At 67.0% G+C, this 15908-nt stretch carries 17 protein-coding genes and 1 pseudogene; 8 read left to right on the forward strand and 10 right to left on the reverse strand.

The genetic code is table 11. The features are described from left to right. The first annotated feature begins 15 nt into the window (after positions 1-15). The 3 genes from CDO44_RS02655 to CDO44_RS02665 all read left to right on the forward strand — a co-directional run bounded on the left by CDO44_RS02655 (position 16) and on the right by CDO44_RS02665 (position 3639). A complete protein-coding gene (locus CDO44_RS02655) occupies positions 16-918 on the forward strand; it encodes a VOC family protein (protein ID WP_087778652.1) in 903 nt (300 codons plus the stop codon). A 159-nt stretch (positions 919-1077) separates the two neighbouring features. Next, positions 1078-2628 (forward strand): bifunctional 3-(3-hydroxy-phenyl)propionate/3-hydroxycinnamic acid hydroxylase, encoded by a 1551-nt coding sequence (locus CDO44_RS02660; protein WP_087778654.1) that lies wholly within the window; start codon positions 1078-1080, stop codon positions 2626-2628. A gap of 24 nt (positions 2629-2652) precedes the next feature. After that, complete coding sequence (locus tag CDO44_RS02665; protein WP_087778656.1) at positions 2653-3639, forward strand: tripartite tricarboxylate transporter substrate binding protein; 987 nt, start codon at positions 2653-2655, stop codon at positions 3637-3639. A 55-nt stretch (positions 3640-3694) separates the two neighbouring features. Here CDO44_RS02665 and CDO44_RS02670 read toward each other — a convergent pair whose 3' ends face one another. From CDO44_RS02670 to rpsP, 8 genes are all read right to left on the reverse strand, one after another. Further along, positions 3695-4081, reverse strand: a complete 387-nt coding sequence (locus CDO44_RS02670) for a DUF3597 domain-containing protein (RefSeq protein WP_087778658.1) — start codon at positions 4079-4081, stop codon at positions 3695-3697. 124 nt (positions 4082-4205) lie between these two features. Continuing rightward, a complete protein-coding gene (locus CDO44_RS27335; protein ID WP_144389454.1) occupies positions 4206-4457 on the reverse strand; it encodes a hypothetical protein in 252 nt (83 codons plus the stop codon). Between the two features lie 112 nt (positions 4458-4569). Next, positions 4570-5568 (reverse strand): CobD/CbiB family protein, encoded by a 999-nt coding sequence (locus CDO44_RS02675; RefSeq protein ID WP_087778659.1) that lies wholly within the window; start codon positions 5566-5568, stop codon positions 4570-4572. A gap of 64 nt (positions 5569-5632) precedes the next feature. After that, positions 5633-6415: a CoA pyrophosphatase gene (locus tag CDO44_RS02680; protein ID WP_087778660.1), complete on the reverse strand. Its 783-nt coding sequence runs from the start codon at positions 6413-6415 to the stop codon at positions 5633-5635. Between the two features lie 60 nt (positions 6416-6475). Beyond that, positions 6476-6859, reverse strand: coding sequence for a 50S ribosomal protein L19 (gene rplS / locus CDO44_RS02685; RefSeq protein WP_087778662.1), 384 nt, complete (start codon positions 6857-6859; stop codon positions 6476-6478). Between the two features lie 123 nt (positions 6860-6982). Further along, entirely contained in the window at positions 6983-7756 is a 774-nt protein-coding gene (gene trmD / locus CDO44_RS02690) for a tRNA (guanosine(37)-N1)-methyltransferase TrmD (RefSeq protein WP_087778772.1), read from the reverse strand. A 22-nt stretch (positions 7757-7778) separates the two neighbouring features. Continuing rightward, positions 7779-8387: a ribosome maturation factor RimM gene (gene rimM / locus CDO44_RS02695; protein ID WP_087778664.1), complete on the reverse strand. Its 609-nt coding sequence runs from the start codon at positions 8385-8387 to the stop codon at positions 7779-7781. Between the two features lie 6 nt (positions 8388-8393). After that, positions 8394-8654: a 30S ribosomal protein S16 gene (gene rpsP, locus CDO44_RS02700; protein ID WP_087778666.1), complete on the reverse strand. Its 261-nt coding sequence runs from the start codon at positions 8652-8654 to the stop codon at positions 8394-8396. A 111-nt stretch (positions 8655-8765) separates the two neighbouring features. Between rpsP and CDO44_RS02705 the strand changes: the two genes are divergently transcribed. Then, positions 8766-9221, forward strand: a complete 456-nt coding sequence (locus tag CDO44_RS02705; protein WP_087778668.1) for an NINE protein — start codon at positions 8766-8768, stop codon at positions 9219-9221. A gap of 23 nt (positions 9222-9244) precedes the next feature. Here CDO44_RS02705 and CDO44_RS02710 read toward each other — a convergent pair whose 3' ends face one another. Then, entirely contained in the window at positions 9245-10381 is a 1137-nt protein-coding gene (locus CDO44_RS02710) for a PA0069 family radical SAM protein (protein WP_087778670.1), read from the reverse strand. A 118-nt stretch (positions 10382-10499) separates the two neighbouring features. Between CDO44_RS02710 and CDO44_RS02715 the strand changes: the two genes are divergently transcribed. After that, positions 10500-11366: an alpha/beta hydrolase gene (locus tag CDO44_RS02715; RefSeq protein ID WP_087778672.1), complete on the forward strand. Its 867-nt coding sequence runs from the start codon at positions 10500-10502 to the stop codon at positions 11364-11366. Positions 11367-11388: 22 nt separating this feature from the next. Here CDO44_RS02715 and CDO44_RS02720 read toward each other — a convergent pair whose 3' ends face one another. Continuing rightward, entirely contained in the window at positions 11389-12108 is a 720-nt protein-coding gene (locus CDO44_RS02720) for an FCD domain-containing protein (protein WP_087778674.1), read from the reverse strand. A gap of 187 nt (positions 12109-12295) precedes the next feature. Between CDO44_RS02720 and CDO44_RS02725 the strand changes: the two are divergent. The 3 genes and pseudogenes from CDO44_RS02725 (at position 12296) to CDO44_RS02735 (ending at position 15884) form a co-directional block, all read left to right on the forward strand. Continuing rightward, a pseudogene (locus CDO44_RS02725) lies at positions 12296-12935 on the forward strand (Bug family tripartite tricarboxylate transporter substrate binding protein). Between the two features lie 37 nt (positions 12936-12972). Beyond that, the gene (locus CDO44_RS02730; protein WP_087778676.1) at positions 12973-13719 is read left to right on the forward strand and encodes an SDR family NAD(P)-dependent oxidoreductase; all 747 of its coding nucleotides are present in this window, start codon (positions 12973-12975) and stop codon (positions 13717-13719) included. Between the two features lie 32 nt (positions 13720-13751). Further along, positions 13752-15884, forward strand: a complete 2133-nt coding sequence (locus CDO44_RS02735) for an ATP-dependent helicase (RefSeq protein WP_087778678.1) — start codon at positions 13752-13754, stop codon at positions 15882-15884. The last annotated feature ends 24 nt before the right edge of the window (positions 15885-15908 follow it).

Raw genomic sequence — 15908 nt, forward strand, 5'->3', positions numbered from 1 at the left:
ACGGAACACGACACTATGGCATCTTCCACCATACAGGGACTTCGCAGCGTGGCCCTGGAGGTTCCCGACCTGGCAAAGGCGGAACATTTCTATACCGAAACCTGGCACCTGGACGTGGCCGCGCGCGAAGGAGACGCGCTCTATTTCCGCGGCACCGGTGCCGATCATCATCTGCTGGCGCTGCATCGCGGGCCGCGCACCGCCATTCGTCATGTGACGCTGCGCGCCCGGAGCGAGGAGGCGCTCCACACCATCGCGCGCGCGTGCATCGACGCGGGCGGGACGGTAGAGATCCCCGTCGGCGCGGTGGCGGACCCCGCCGGCGGACAAGGTCTATTGATACGCGATCGCGACGGGCGGCGGATCCAGGTGGTGGCCGGCGACGCCCGGCATGCCGACGCCCGCGAGGTCGCCGACCGCCCCGTCAGGCTCGCGCACGCCGTGCTCAACAGCGACGACGTCGCCGCCACGCAGCGCTTCTTCGAGCAGGCGCTGGACTTCCGGCTGGCCGACCGCACGCGCATCATGGCCTTCCTGAACTGCAACGCCGACCACCACACGATCGCGCTGGGCGACACGGACAACAATGCGCTGAACCATATCGCCTTCGTCATGCCGGACCTGGAATCCGTCATGCGCGGCGGCGGCCGGATGAAAGACGCGGGCTACGCCATCGAATGGGGGCCCGGCCGGCACGGCCCGGGGGACAACGCCTTCAACTATTTCATCGGCCCCTTCGGCGAGGTGATCGAGTACACGGCGGAAGTGGAACAGATCGACGACAGCTATGTGGCCGGCGCGCCCGAAGACTGGACATGGCCGCCGGGCCGCGTGGACCAGTGGGGCATATCGCCGCCCCCGTCGTCCCGCCTGAAAGCGGCGCAAAGCGACGTGTTCTTCGTGGCCCCGCCGGCCTGATCCGCCTCAACCGGACCACAACCGACCATTCACGCGATCTGCCGATGCCCGCAGGCCGGGCGCGGCCCGTCTCGTCCCGAAAAAACGCTCCCGTAGGCGATGCGTCCATCCCTCGGAGCACCTTATGGAGAATCCTGAACCCATGCGGAGATACTGCGCATGACCTCGGCTACCCATCCCATGGCGTACGACGTCGCCATCGTAGGCTTCGGCCCTGCCGGCGCGGTGGCCGCCGGGCTGCTGGCCAACCAGGGGTTCCGCGTCCACGTCTGCGACCGGCAACGCGATGTCTACGACAAACCGCGCGCAATCGCGGTCGACCACGAAATCATGCGTGTCTTCCAGCAACTGGGGCTGGTGGATCGCATCGCTGAACATGTCGAGCCGTTCACGCCCTCCGAGTACTACGGCGTGGATGGCCGCCTCATCAAGCGGCTGACGATGGTCGAGCCGCCCTACCCGCTCGGCTACGTTCCATCCAATGTCTTCACCCAGCCTCCGGTGGAGCGCATCCTGCGGGCTCATGTGGAGCGATCGCCCAACGCCCGCGTGGAACTGGGCGCGACGGCATGCGCGCTGGAACAGGATGCGGACGGCGTTACGCTGGAACTGGCGCACGATGACGGCCGCCGGGACAGCATCCGTGCCCGCTACGTGATCGGCTGCGACGGCGCCTCCAGCACCGTGCGCGACCTCGTCGGCATCGCGCTGGAGGACCTGGAGTTCGACGAACCGTGGCTGGTGGTGGACGTGCTGGCCAATGAGCGCGGACTCGCCAAACTGCCCCGGACCAGCGTGCAGTACTGTGAGCCGGATCGGCCATGCACGCTGGTCATTGGTCCCGGCAATCATCGCCGGTGGGAGATATCGCTCAAGCCGGGCGAGGACCCTCAGGCCGTCACGCGTCCCGAGGAAACGTGGAAACTGCTGGCGCGCTGGCTCGGTCCGGACGACGGCCAGCTATGGCGCCAGGCCAGCTACCGTTTCCATGCCCTGGTGGCGGACGAATGGCGCAAGGGGCGCGTGTTCATTGCCGGCGACGCTGCCCACCAGCAGCCGCCCTTCCTGGGCCAGGGCATGTGCCAGGGCATACGCGACGTCGCCAACCTGAGCTGGAAACTCGCCGCGGTGCTGCGGCGGACGGTGGCGGGCGACCGGGCCGAGGCGCTGCTCGACAGCTACGGCGTGGAGCGCAAGCAGCACGTCCGCAACCTGACCGGGCGCATCAAGGCCATCGGCGCGGTGATCTGCGAACGCGACGAAGCCCGCGCCCGCGCGCGGGACACGCGCCTGCTCGATGAATGCGGCGGCATCGTGCGCGACGTACCCCGCCAGGAAGTCATCCCCCCCTTGGAGCAAGGACTGTTGTCGCGCCGTCCCGCGCCCGCTCGCGGCACGCTCTTCCCGCAACCGTGGGTGCGGCAGGCCGATGCGGCAGTCCGCCTGGACCACTTCGCCGGCGACGGCTGGTGGCTGGCGCTGGCCCCGGCCTATCCAGGCACCGCGCCGGTCCTTCCTGCGCAATGGGGCGTGGCGACGCTGCACTTCGGCCGCGTCCTGGCCGAGACGGAAGGCGTATGCGCCGCATGGTTCGAGCGCAATGCGTGCGTCGCCGCCCTGGTGCGCCCCGACCGCTATGTCTATGGCGTCGCCGCCGATGCGCGGGAATTGGACGCCTTGCTCGACGAACTGCGCACCGCGCTGCATTGACCACCATACCGAGAGGAGACAACGATGAACCGAAGACACGCCATCCAGACCATCGCGGCCGTGGCAGCCGCCGTTTCCGGCTTCGCGCCCTTGCCCGCGGCGCTGGCGCAGGCCTGGCCGGACAAGCCGGTACGGCTGCTGCTGTCGCAGCCGCCAGGCTCCGGGCCCGACAACATCGCCCGCCTGTTGTCCGAGCGGCTCTACCCGCGCTGGGGCCAGGCAGTGGTGATCGAGAACAAGCCGGGCGGCCAGAATACGGTGGGCGCCCAGGCCGCGGCGCGTTCGCCCGCCGACGGCTACAACTTCTATTTCGCGACCACGGCGGCGCTGGTCACCAATACCTTCCTGTTCAAGCAGCTACCCTACGACCCGGCCAAGGACTTCGTGCCGGTGGCCTTCGTCGCCCGCAGTCCATTCGGCATCCTGGTCAAGGCCGACTCGCCGGTGCGGACCGTGGAGGAACTCATCGCCAAGTCCAAGGCAGCGCCCGGCACGTTCACGCTTGGCAACGAAGGCCCGCGCACTTTCGGCGGCATGATCGCCCGCCTGTTCAACGCCCGATCCGGCGCGCAGGCCAACCTGGTTCCCTACGTGTCGGTCGGCGTATCGGCGCAGAACCTGATGGGCGGGCACGTGGACGCGATCGTGGCCGACGTGGCCTCGACCGCGCAACTGGCCAAGCAGGGCCGCCTGCGGCTGCTGGCGGTGACCTCGGAGAAGCGACTGCCCGACTGGCCGCAGGTGCCCGCGCTCTCGGAACTATTGCGGGACTTCGACATGGTGGGCTGGTTCGCCATCGTCGCGCCCGCCGGAACCCCCGCCGCCGCGATCGACCGGGTCAACCGCGACATCAACGCCTTGCTGGCGGACGAGGAAGTGGCGGGGCGCATCGCGGCCATCGGCCCCATTGCCGCGCCGGGCTACAGCCCGGCGCAGACGGGCGAATTCCTCAAGCGGGAGCATGCCCGCTGGGCGCAGATCACCAAGGAAATAGACATCCTGCCGGAATGAGCCGGCCCGCCGGCGGCCGGCTCACCGCCGTGGGCGGCGAAGCCGGTGCATGGCATTACTTCTTGAGGTCGTCGGGAACCTTGCCGCCATTTTCGGCCAGTTTCTGCATCACCTGCTTGTGCAGCCAGATGTTCATGGCGGCCGAATCGTTGGTGTCGCCGCTGTAGTGCAGTTCGGTAGCCAGCTGCTTGCGGGCCGCGAGGCTGCTGTCCAGGCCCAGCAGCTTCATCAGGTCGACGATCGACGTTTTCCAGTTCAGTTTTTCCGGATGCTTGGCGGCCAGTCCATTAAGGATGGCTTCCACATCCACGGCCGGCATCGCAGCCGGAGCGCCGGCCGGAGCCGGGGCGGCGGTGGGCGTCGCCGCGGGCGGGGCCGCTTCGGCAACCGCGGGATGACTGGACGGAAAAATCTTGTCGAGAATGGCTTTGAAAATACTCATACCTTCCCCCTCTTCGTCACGGTTCCAGGCACATGCCTGGGCCGATTGTAAAGGGGGACCGCCAGCCTGGCAGCCCTCGTGTGTAACGGGATGCGGCGTCTACGTAACCCGCCGCCCCCTGTGGCTACAGCTTGAACCAGCGGTCGTGCTCGATGTCGTCCGCGATGCGGATCTCGGCCTCGTCCAGGCATTCTTCCTCGGAGGCCGCGGCTATCCCGCGCAGCGACAGCGCCGGACCGAGCAGCAGGCGCTTGCCGTCGCTTTGCTCGTAGATCTTGCAATTGGCGTCCCACATGCCAGGACCGCGCTGGCGGGGATCGATTTCCACCTCGAGTACACGGGAAGTGCGATTCGGGCAGTATTGGAAAGAGAACATGGCAGGCCCCCGCTCCGGTCCGTTCGACGGGCCCACTATAGCGCCGGACCGGCCGGGTGACCTCATGCAGTGCAGCAATGCGGCGTGTTCGTTGCGCGCCGCGCACGCCGCCTCAGGATGCCCAGGAAACCAGCGACAACAGCAGCAGCAAGGCCATCCACAGCACCACTGCCCGCCACAGCAGCCCCACCGCCGCATGCAGCGTCGCGGGATCGGGCAATCGGGCCGGCTCGTCGGGGGCCTCGGCGGCGGCGGTGAACTCGCTGGCAGCCGAGGCGGGCTGGACCGGTCCGACCAGCCCGGGGTCCTCGACCGGCACCGCGGGCGGCTGCCATTTGCCGGACACCGGCGCCAGGCGCACGCCCAGCGCGCCGGCCGCGCTTTCGACCACCACGCCGCGTTGCGGATCTTCCCAGCTCGCGGCGCGCTGCCGCCAGCCATACAGGGCATCCTCGAAATTGCCGACGATGGCAAAACCGATGGCGGTCATGCGGGCGGGAATCCAGTCGAGCAGGCGGAACGCGCCGCGGGCCACGTCGCCGAAGGCGTCGGCACGTCCGGCCCACTCCTGCCGGACGATGCCGGCCAGCTTGTACAACGCCGCCCCCGAGGCGCCCGGCAGCACAGCATACCAGAACAGCACCCCATAGACGTTGCGGTGCGAGGCCACCACGCCTTCCTCGATCGCGGTGCGGCAGATTTCCGGCACCGTCATGGTCTCGGCCGCGACATCGCCTTCGGAGACCTGCAGCCAGGCCTGCAGGTGACTGCGCGCCAGAGTGACGTCGCCCCGGGCCAGCGCGAACTGGATCTCGGTGAAATGATGGCTGAACTGGCGAAAGCCGAGCGTGAACCACAGCACCACGACGTGGAACACCAGCGCGAGGACCGGATGCACCGCCCACGCCAGCGAACCGATCAGCCATACGGCCAGGCTGGGAACCAGCACCACGAGCAGCCATCCGAGTACCGCATAGCCCCGGCTGCCCGCATCGAGCGCATGACCTGCCCATCGGCACGCGGCGCGCGCGGCTTCGTGGACGGCATTCGAGCGCGGCAGGGGTCTGACCTGTTCGGCGAGGAAGGCAAGGAGGAGTGCGAAGAAGCTCATGAGCGCATTCTAGAGTGCATAGCCGCGGATGTGCATTATCGGATGGCCACGGAGGGGACAGTCGTCAAGCGCGCAGGAACTGGTAGAGATTGCGCAGCATCCCCGCGGTCGCCCCCCATATGAAAAACTGCTTCCACGGCATCGAATAGTAGGTTCGCACTTCGCCGGACGGCAATGCGGCGCTGTGCAAGCGATGATTGGCCGGATCCATCAGGAACGGCAACGGTACTTCGAATACTTCGGCCACCTCGAACGGATCCGGCCGCGGCGAGAAATCCGGCCGGACCAGCCCGACCAGGGGCACCACGCGAAAGCCGGTGCCCGTGAAATAGTCCGGCAGCTGGCCGATGATCTCCACCAGGTCTCGCGGCAGGCCGGTTTCCTCCTCGGTTTCGCGCAGGGCGGCGTCGGCGACCGACGAATCGCTCGGCTCCACCCGCCCGCCCGGGAAACTCACCTGGCCGGCATGATCGTGCAAGTGCGCGGTGCGCTGCGTCAGCATGACGTGGATGCCGTCGGGCCTCAGCATCATCGGGACCAGCACCGATGCCAACCGCAACGTCAGGTCCGAGGCCCGTGCGGGATTGATGTCCTGCGCGTCGGGCGTCCACGGAGGCGGCGAGGCGAAGCGCCGGCGCAGCGCGGACGGCGTCAGGCGCTCCGCAGGCACGGGCGCCAGCCCGTCGGGGTTGGCGACCCAGGGCTGGGTGACGGGATCGAAGGCGGGCCGCCGCTGGGGCTGGCCAGGACGCGGCGCGAGGGTCTCGGGTTGGATCTCCTCGGGCGTATCGTCGATGTCCCCTGCCGGGGCGACGTTGCGGTTGTCAGGCGGAATGGGCGATGACATCGGGGCTGGGAAAAAAAAGGCGCCCGTACGAGGCGCCTTTGTATTGCAGTACCGCGGGAATCAAGCCTTGGCAGCCGGCGTATTGCGTACGAGCTTTTCCTTGATCCGGGCCGATTTGCCCGAACGGGAACGCAAATAGTACAGCTTGGCGCGGCGAACGTCGCCACGGCGCTTGACTTCGATCGAAGCGATCGTCGGGGCATACAGCTGGAACGTACGCTCCACCCCTTCGCCGGACGAAATCTTGCGAACGATGAACGACGAGTTCAGGCCACGATTGCGCTTGGCGATGACCACGCCTTCGTATGCCTGCACGCGCTTGCGGTTGCCTTCAACCACGTTGACGTTGACCACCACGGTATCGCCGGGAGCGAATTCGGGAATGGTCTTGTTGGCCGTCAAGCGGGCCAGCTCTTCTTGCTCGAGGACTTGGATCAGGTCCATTTCTATCTCCGATAACCATCATGCGTGGCGGTTCTGCTTTTCATGGCACCGCCACCAGAGGATGGGGGTTCCCCGCCGGACTCATGCCCGGCAGGCTTGCTGCAACGCCGGCCGCCGTGGCGGTCAGCGCTTGCCCTCCCTTTGCAGGTCGGACAGAAACTTCTCGTCGTCGCGGCTCAACCAGCCGCGCTCGCGTGCCGCCTCGATCAGGTCGGGGCGCTTTCTGAGCGTCGCTTCCAGCGACTGCCTGCGCCGCCAACGCACGATGTTGGCATGATGCCCGGACAGCAGGACCTCGGGCACAGGCTCGCCCGCATAGACCTCGGGCCGCGTATAGTGCGGGCAATCCAGCAGCCCGGACAACTGTTCGTTGAACGAGTCCTGCACGGCGGACTCGTCGTCGTTCAATACGCCGGGCAGCAACCTGACCGCGGCGTCCATCATCGCCATCGCGGCGATTTCGCCGCCGGACAGGACGAAATCGCCCAGCGACATTTCCTGCGTCACCCAGCGGTCGATGAACCGCTGGTCGATTCCTTCATAGCGGCCGCACACCAGGATGGCACCCGGGCCGCCCGCCAGCGATTGCGCCGCGGCCTGGTCGAAGCGCCGGCCCTGCGGCGACAACAGGATCACCTCGGATTCCGGCAACCCCGCTTGCGCCCGCTGTTCCCGCGCGGCGCAGACCGCCTTCTCGAGCGGCTCGACCCGCATCACCATGCCGGGACCGCCGCCATACGGCCGGTCGTCGACCGTGCGATGCACGTCCATCGTGAAATCCCGCGGATTCCACCGATGCAACTGCCACCGACCCTGCGCATGCGCCCGGCCGGTCACGCCCTGCTCGCTGACGGCGTCGAACATCGGGCCGAACAGCGTCACCACGTCGAACCGCAACATCCCGCTCATGGCGCGATCCTCAAAACCCTTCCGGCCAATCGCTGTCGATGCGCCGGGCGTCCAGGTCCACGCCGCGAATATAGGCCTCGACGAACGGCACCAGGGTTTCGCGCTGCCGGCCCCGGTCATCCATCATGGGCTGCGTGGGCTGGCCGGGAGCGACCGGCACGACGAGGGCCACATGCAGGATGGCATGGGCGCCATTGTCGCTGACCTCGGACACCGAGCCCAGCAGCCGTTCCTCGCCGTGTTCTCCCTTGCCGATCAACTGGCAGCCGATCAGGTCCACCCAGTAGAACTCGCCTTCGGCAAGCCGGGGAAACTGGCTGCGGGGTACCAGCACGACCCACCCCTTCCAGGCCTGGGCCTGGTCGCGGTCGGACACGCCTGACCACGTCGCGGTGACCGAGGCACCATGCCGCCTGGCATTGACGACCTCGACGCGCCGCACTTCCTTGCCCTTGCGCAGCCACCACGTACGGGTGCCGAGCAAGGCTTCGGACTGCGCCGAATACGGCTGGATCTTGAGTCCGCCGCGCACTCCGTAGGCTTCCGTCACGTGCCCGACTTCGATCAGGTCGGCGGGCGCGGCGGGGTCCTCCCGGGGGGCCGTGGACGCAGTCGACACGGGTAATCAGGCAGCCGAAGCGACCTTGCTGCTGTATTCCTTGACGAGGCGGGCCACGGCCGGCGACAGTTGCGCGCCGTTCTTGGTCCAGTGCTCGACGCGGTCCAGCGCGATGCGCAGGCCTTCCTCACCCTCCGAGGCGACCGGGTTGTAGAAACCCACGCGCTCGATGAAGCGGCCATCGCGGCGGTTGCGCGAATCGGCAGCAACGAGGTTGTAGAAGGGGCGCTTCTTCGAACCGCCGCGAGACATACGAATCACCACCATAGGTAATCCTTGGAAAAAGGTTGAACAACAAAAGCCAGAAAGTATAGCCCGCCACGCTGTGCCTAGCAAGCCAGCATGCGGTAAAGTCCTTCAAAATCAAGGCGTTCGACGATGACTTCCCAACACATCCCTACCTCTTCCGATGACCATGCCTCCCCGAACCCCGCCGCCCCGTTCCGGCACAAGGCCCTGGCCGGCCTGCTGGCCTTCCTGCTGGGCTGGGCGGGCGCCCATTGGTGGTACCTGGGGCGCCGCTACGCTTGGGTGCCGCTGCTGTTCTCGCTGCTGATGCTGGGGACGGCGCTGCGCGCCGAGGCCTGGTATTTCCACCCGGCCTTCTTCCTGTTCCTCGTACCGGCCGTGGCGGGATTCATCGAGGCGCTGGTCATCTGCCTGACGCCGGACGCGAAGTTCGACGCCAGGTACAACGCCGGCCATACGCGCCGCTCCCAGACCGGATGGGCGCCCATCCTGGTGGCCATCGCCACGCTGGCGATCGGCACGGCCATCCTGATGCTGGGCATCGTGCTGCTGTTCCAGAGCCTCTTCGAGGGCGTTCCCGCCTAGGCCGTGCCGCGAGCCGTGTTCGGCTAGCCGAACAGCGACATCTGGCGCGCATCGGCAGGCGGCGCCGGACCCCGGCCATCGCGCGCCGGCGGCCGGAACAGGCCGGTCTCGAGATCGATGCGGTTGCCTGACAAGCCGAACCGCCGGGCAGCCCGCTTGAAGCGCTGGTCGATCAGGTCGGCCCAGATGCCCTGCCCCCGCATGCGGTTGCCGAAGCGGGGATCGTTGAGCTTGCCGCCCCGCAGGTCCTCGATGCAATGCAGGACCTTCGCCTTGCGGTCGGGGAAATGGGCCTCCAGCCAGTCCAGGAACACCGCCTTGACCTCCCAGGGCAGCCTGAGCATGGTGTAGAAGGCCACCCGGGCCCCGGCCCCGGCGGCGGCCTCCAGCACGTGCTCGATCTGCTCATCGGTGATGAACGGGATGACAGGCGCCAGCGACACGCCTACCGGCACGCCGGCGGCGGTCAGTTCGCGCACGGCTTCCAGCCGGCGCCATGGCGCCGCCGCCCGGGGTTCCAGCGTGCGGGCCACCTCCCCATCCAACGTGGTGATCGTGACGTACACCGCCACCAGATTCAGCTCGGCCAGCCTGGCAAGAAGGTCGATGTCGCGAGCCACCAGCCCCCCCTTGGTGACCAGCGACACGGGATGCCGGGTTTCCAGCAGCAGTTCCAGCAGCCCCCGCGTCAGCTTCCATTGGCGCTCGATCGGCTGGTAGGCATCGGTGGCCGATCCAATGTTGACGACGTCCACCTTGTAACCCGGCCGGGCGAGTTCGGCGCGCAAGGCCTCGACCGCGTTGGACTTGGCGACGAGCCTGGTCTCGAAATCCAGCCCCGGCGACCATCCCAGATAGGCGTGCGTGGGACGGGCGAAACAATAGACGCAACCGTGCTCGCAGCCCCGATAGGGATTGATGGCGCGGTCGAAGGGAATATCCGGGGAGTCGTTGCGGGACAGGATCTTGCGCGCGCGCTCGACGGCGACCTGGGTCCTGAGCGCAGGAAGGGCCTCTTCAGGAGCGACCCAGCCGTCATCCACCGCGTCGCGCTGGTCGGCCTCGAAGCGATGCTTGACGTTGACGACGGCGCCCCGTCCGCGCCGCGGGACGAGGGGAGCCTGGAGGTAGCCGTTTTCGGGCAGATCATCGTTTTCCACCCTGGATACTGTATATCCATACAGTATTTTTCACAATCTCTTCGCCTTCGTGCTGCAAAAAATATTTTCTTGTAAATATATAATTTCTATAATTAATTAGAAATTTACGAGACATCCAATGGAACATGCCTTGCTGCCCGCACAACCTCCCCTGCCGTTCCCCGCGGCGCAACGCTATGAAGAAACGGTGCTGGAATGGGCTCGCGGCGTGGATCCTGGAAACCTGCAGGCCCGGGACCTGGCCTATGGCCCCGATCCCCAGCACCGCTACGACGTGTTCGCCCCCGATGGCATGCGCGACGCGCCGGTGCTGGTGTTCTGGCATGGCGGAGGCTGGACCAACGGCTACAAGGAATATGCGCATTTCATGGCCGAGGCGGTCATGCGGCGAGGAATGGTGTTCGTCACGCCTACCTACCGGCTGGCGCCCCGCCACCGGCTGCCCGCCGCGTTCGACGATGCGACCCTGCTGCTGGCCGAGTTGCGGCGGAACGTGGGCAAATGGGGCGGCGACGCCCGGAATCTCTATCTGGCCGGACATTCCGCGGGCGGCGGGATCGCCGCGATGGCGGCCTTGCGCCAGTCAGCCCTGGAGAAAGCGGGCGTACCGCCCGGCGACATCCGGGGTTGCCTGCCCATCAGCGGCGTCATGGACCTGCACCACCCCTGCCCCGGGCCCGGGAGCCTGGAAGAACGCGTGTACTCCACCTTGCTGGAACAGCCGGCCGAGGACGCACTGATGAGCGCCATCAGCTGGACCGCCGGCAACCGGGTTCCGATGATGGCGAGCTATGGGGAACGGGACAGCGCACGCGTGATCAGCGGCAATACGCGCATGCACGAACTATTGAAGCGCCAGCCCGCCGAGGCCAGCCTGCGCGCGTGGGAGGATCTCGATCACTTCGATACCCACCTGATGCTGGCCGATCCGGCCCATGAGTGGTACGGACAGCTTGAAGCGCTGGTGGCGCGTACCTGTCGCTAGCGCGCCGAGAGCCGCCTCCGGGCTACTCGGCGAAACGCTCGCCCAGCACCTGCGCGGTCCGCATCAGGTGGCTGCGCAGCAACTCGCAGGCCAGGCCGGCGTTGCGGTCCAGGGCGGCCTCCATCAGTTGCGCATGTTCACTCATCACGTCATCCTCGAGCTGCTGCGTCGAGGCCGTATAGGCGAGCCGGATCCGGCGGTAGCGTTCGGAATGGTCGATCAATTGTTCGTCGATGCGCATCAGCCACTTCGATCGCGCGGCGGCCAGAAGCGCGGCGTGGAACCCCCGGTGGGCCGCTTCCCACAGTTCCACCGCCACCAGGTCGTTCGGATCCTGAGGCAGACGCGCCCGCGTCAGCTTGTAGTAGGCAGCCGTGATGCTTGCCCCCCAGTCGTCGTCGCCATGTTCGATGGCGTCCTGGAGCAGCAGAGTCTCGATGGCGGTGCGGGCATGCATCAGGTCGATCATGTCCTCCTTGGACAAGGGCGAGACGCTGAAGCCGCGCTGGCCGTCGTTGCTGACCAGGCCTTCGCCGGACAACTGCATGAGGGCTTCGCGTATCGGGCTGATACCCAGCTCGTAGCGCTGCTGCAAGGCCTGCAGCCGGAGCTTCTGGCCGGGCGCCAGCGCGCCGGCGATCACGTCGGCGCGCAGGTGTTGGTACGCCCGTTCGGACATGGTCTCCGAAGGCGCCTTGGCGGCAGGCACCCGGACCTTGGCGGGCGTTTCGTCTGATCGCATGGGATATACCGCTCCGGCGACGATTGAATATATACAAAACCTGTTTCTCATAAATTTTAGCGCATGCCCTGTTTCACCGGTGGCGAGCTCAACGGAGAGGGTTTCTCCCTAAATCCGCACGGCGCCAAGTAATTTATATTTTTAATAAGTTCATATAAATTAATTTCAAAGGCTTCCAGGGATGGCCATGATCGATCTCGCCAGACGCACCATGCTCGCCGCTGTCGCCGCGGCAGTCTCCTTCGCCACGCTGTCCGCCGCGGCAACGGCTGCCGGCTATCCCGACAAGCCGGTCAGGATCATCGTCGCCTATCCCGCGGGCGGCGACACCGACGTGCTGGCCCGTTGGATAGGCGAAAAACTCAGCGCCAAATGGGGCCAACCTGTCGTGGTGGAGAACCGCAGCGGCGCGGCCGGTTCGATAGGCAGCGCCTACGTGGCCCGGGCCGCCGCAGATGGCTATACCCTGCTGTTGGCGCCCAACACGCTGGCCATCGTGCCCCACGTACTCAAGCCTGGCACCGGCGCCGACTACAACGCCCAGACCGACTTCACGCCCATCGCCGAAATCGGCACACAGTCGCTGTTCCTGGCCAGTTCCCAACAGGCAAGCCCTGCTCGGGCCGCGCGGGCTGCCGGCCGATGTCGTGCAGAAACTGAATGCGGCAGTGAACGAGATCATCAAGATGCCGGACATCGTGTCCCGCGCCGCCGTGATGGGGCTCACGCCCACGGGCGGCACGCCCGGGGCCCTGGCCCGGCGCATCGCCACCGACGACACACGCTACGCCCGCATCATCAAGGAATTCGGCATCCAGGCGAACTGAGTTTTCTTCGCGGCCGTCACAAACCAGGAAAGAGGACATGCACGATACTCATCCGCCCGGCAAGCAAGTCGCCTACGTCACCGGCGGCGCCTCGGGCATCGGCTACGCGACGGCGCGACGCCTTGCCGTGACGGGATTCCGCGTGGCCATCCTGGACCTCGGCGAGGACCGGGTCCGGGCGGCAGCAAAGGAATTGTCGGCGCTCGGGCTGGACGCGCACGGCTACGTGGTCGACGTGCGCGACCGCAAGACTGTGGCCGGCATCATGGACGGCGAAGGGCGAGTCGACGTGGTCGTCTGCGCGGCGGGCATCTACACTCCGCGCCAGTTCGACGAGATCTCGGACGAGGACTTCCGGCGCACCGTCGACGTCAACCTGCTCGGCGTGTTCGTGCCCGCGCAGGAAGGCGCGCGCCGCATGCAGCCGGGCGGGCGCATCGTGACCGTGTCGTCGCGCGGCGCGCTCGGCGGGTACGGCTTCGCCGACTACGTCGCCTCCAAGGCCGGGGTCATCGGCCTGACCCGCGCCATGGCGCTGGAGCTGCGGGCGCGCCGCATCGCGGTCAACTCGATCGCACCGGGCTTCACCGACACCCCGATGACGCGCACCATGCCACCCGACCAGTACGCCAGGGCCGTCGCGCTGGAGCCCGGCGGCGCACCGGCGACGCCGGACGACATCGCCGTCGCCATCGAGTTCTTCGCCTCGCCCGCGACGAAGTTCATCACCGGCCAGACTTTGTTCGTGGACGGCGGCAAATCGCTGGGTGGCCTGGGCATCTAGGATACCGGGGCCGGCGGTTTACACTTCCGGCCATGAGTTCCCTATTGCTGACCCCGGAACAGCGGCAGATCATTTCGCAGACCGGCAAATTCCTGCTCATCGATGCCGTGGCGGGCTCGGGCAAGACCACGACCCTCGCTCACTGCGTGGCCTACCGAGAACGCCAGGGCACGCCGGCCGACGGAATACTGGCGCTGGTATTCACCGAAGCGGCGAAACAGGTCTTCCACCAACGCCTGGCGCAGGCGGGGGCCTCGCGCTCGGTGCGGGTCGCAACCTATGCCGATTTCGCCGGTGCGCTGCTGGCCGACTGGCAGGCCCAGGGCCTCATCGACGGTGCCGAGGTCTACCTGGCCGATGCCGAGGCGATGCGTCCCTATGTGTTCGAGGCCATCGAGGAAGCGGCCGCCGACCCGCACGCCGATCCGGACTATGCCTACGACCTGAACAATCTGCATGCCGAGATCGTCATCAACCAGTTGTCCCGGCTCAAGGGAACGCTGGCATTCGCCCGCTTCGAGGACGCCTCGGATGCGGAGCTGGCCGACGAGCTGGACCTGCCGCGCGGTCTCGTGTCCATCTGCCGCACCTACGAACGGCTGCGCCGGTTCGATGCCGGGCACTTCGCCTTCCAGTGCGAACACGACCTGGTCACCGACGTGCTCGCGACCTGCGCTCAATTGGCCGACGTCGTCACGCTGCCCTGCCCCGCGCTCGTCGTGGCGGACGAATGGCACGACGCCAACGCCGCGCAGATCGCCCTGCTGCGCAAGCTGACCGGGCCGCATACCCGCATCATCGCCGCCGGCGACAAGGAGCAGGTGGTGCATTCGTGGAACGGTGCCGACCCCCGCTACATGGGCGAAGCCTTCGAACATCTCTTTCCCGGGACCCGGCGCTTGCCGCTGACCAACTCTTTCCGCTGCGGTCCCACGCTGGGTGCGTGCGCGCAGGCCCTGACGGCACAGACGTTCCAATCGGGACGGCAGGACGATACCGAGGTGGAGGTCATCCGCTACGATGCCGGCGCCGACGACTGCTGCATCAAGGTCGTGCACGAGATCGCCCGCCTGGCCGCAGCCGGCACGGAACGCGGCCTGGCGGATTGCGCCGTCGTGCTGCGCGATGCGCACCAGAGCATCGCGCTCGAGAACGCCCTGATCGCGCACGACGTACCCTACGCCACGGACGGATGTCCGAGCTATTTCGACCGCATCGAGATTCTGATGCTGCGCGGCATCCTGCACATCGCCCGCCAGTCGATGGCGCCGGTGCGCGAACGCGGCGAGGTCAAGGCCATCCTGCGGGCCCTGGGCCTGTTCGCCGGCCTGTCGTACACCGAGGGCGAATGGGCCGATGCCGAACGCACGATCGCCGCGGACCCCGACACTATTCGCTATTTCTACAGCGGCAGGCTGAGTCGCACGTCGGAAGCGCAGGAAACCGTGGACGCGGCCACGCGCCGCTGGCGTGCCCGGTTCGCCCAGGTCTGCGATCACCTGATCGCCCAGGCCGCCAGCGTGTCGGCCGGCGAACTGCTGGCCTTTGCCGCCGAGGAGCTGCAACTGGCCGCCACGACCCGGCGGCTGTTCGTGCACAGGCTCGACGCGCAAGCCGTCACACGCTCCATCGAGGGATTCATCGACTATGCCCGGTCCACGGCCCTGGATGCCGCCGGCCTGCTCGAGCGCCTGCATCAGGCGCAACGGCGCAGCGGCGCGCTCAAGAAGAACAAGCATCCATTGACGCTGACCACCGCGCGCGCGGCCAAGGGCAAGGAATGGCGCTACGTGCACATACCTTTCGTGGCCGACGGCGAATTCCCCCAGGCGCAGGCCGATCCCGCCGAAGAACGGCGGTTGTTCTACGTCGCGATGACCCGCACCAGCGACAAGCTGTTCCTCTATGCGCCGGCCGGGCAAGAGAGCCATTTCATTCGCGCGCTGGACCTGCCCGCCGCCCGCCAGACGGCCCACGCAAAGCCGGCCGCGCCGGCCCTGCCGCCACGCATCTACCTGGATGTGCCATACGCCGAAAAAGATGCGGCCAAGCAATTGGGGGCGCAGTGGGACAATGTGCAGAGGAAGTGGTGGATATCGCCGGCGATGCCGAGACGGCTCTTTGCGAAGTGGCTGCCGCCCGATGACGGCGGGGCCCGCTCGTGAAACAATGAACCGGCCTTGCCCTTT

It is taken from the genome of Pigmentiphaga sp. NML080357 (assembly GCF_002188465.1).
In the GTDB taxonomy this organism is placed as follows: Bacteria; Pseudomonadota; Gammaproteobacteria; order Burkholderiales; family Burkholderiaceae_B; genus Pigmentiphaga.

Bases quoted from the DNA above. Each gene is read 5' to 3' on its own strand.
- CDO44_RS02730 (WP_087778676.1), top strand. From the start codon at position 12,973: ATGCACGATACTCATCCGCCCGGCAAGCAAGTCGCCTACGTCACCGGC.
- CDO44_RS02665 (WP_087778656.1), top strand. From the start codon at position 2,653: ATGAACCGAAGACACGCCATCCAGACCATCGCGGCCGTGGCAGCCGCC.
- CDO44_RS02705 (WP_087778668.1), top strand. From the start codon at position 8,766: ATGACTTCCCAACACATCCCTACCTCTTCCGATGACCATGCCTCCCCG.
- CDO44_RS02670 (WP_087778658.1), bottom strand. From the start codon at position 4,081: ATGAGTATTTTCAAAGCCATTCTCGACAAGATTTTTCCGTCCAGTCAT.
- CDO44_RS02720 (WP_087778674.1), bottom strand. From the start codon at position 12,108: ATGCGATCAGACGAAACGCCCGCCAAGGTCCGGGTGCCTGCCGCCAAG.
- CDO44_RS27335 (WP_144389454.1), bottom strand. From the start codon at position 4,457: ATGTTCTCTTTCCAATACTGCCCGAATCGCACTTCCCGTGTACTCGAG.
- CDO44_RS02735 (WP_087778678.1), top strand. From the start codon at position 13,752: ATGAGTTCCCTATTGCTGACCCCGGAACAGCGGCAGATCATTTCGCAG.
- rpsP (WP_087778666.1), bottom strand. From the start codon at position 8,654: ATGGTGGTGATTCGTATGTCTCGCGGCGGTTCGAAGAAGCGCCCCTTC.
- CDO44_RS02715 (WP_087778672.1), top strand. From the start codon at position 10,500: ATGGAACATGCCTTGCTGCCCGCACAACCTCCCCTGCCGTTCCCCGCG.
- rplS (WP_087778662.1), bottom strand. From the start codon at position 6,859: ATGGACCTGATCCAAGTCCTCGAGCAAGAAGAGCTGGCCCGCTTGACG.
- CDO44_RS02675 (WP_087778659.1), bottom strand. From the start codon at position 5,568: ATGAGCTTCTTCGCACTCCTCCTTGCCTTCCTCGCCGAACAGGTCAGA.
- CDO44_RS02680 (WP_087778660.1), bottom strand. From the start codon at position 6,415: ATGTCATCGCCCATTCCGCCTGACAACCGCAACGTCGCCCCGGCAGGG.
- CDO44_RS02655 (WP_087778652.1), top strand. From the start codon at position 16: ATGGCATCTTCCACCATACAGGGACTTCGCAGCGTGGCCCTGGAGGTT.
- CDO44_RS02660 (WP_087778654.1), top strand. From the start codon at position 1,078: ATGACCTCGGCTACCCATCCCATGGCGTACGACGTCGCCATCGTAGGC.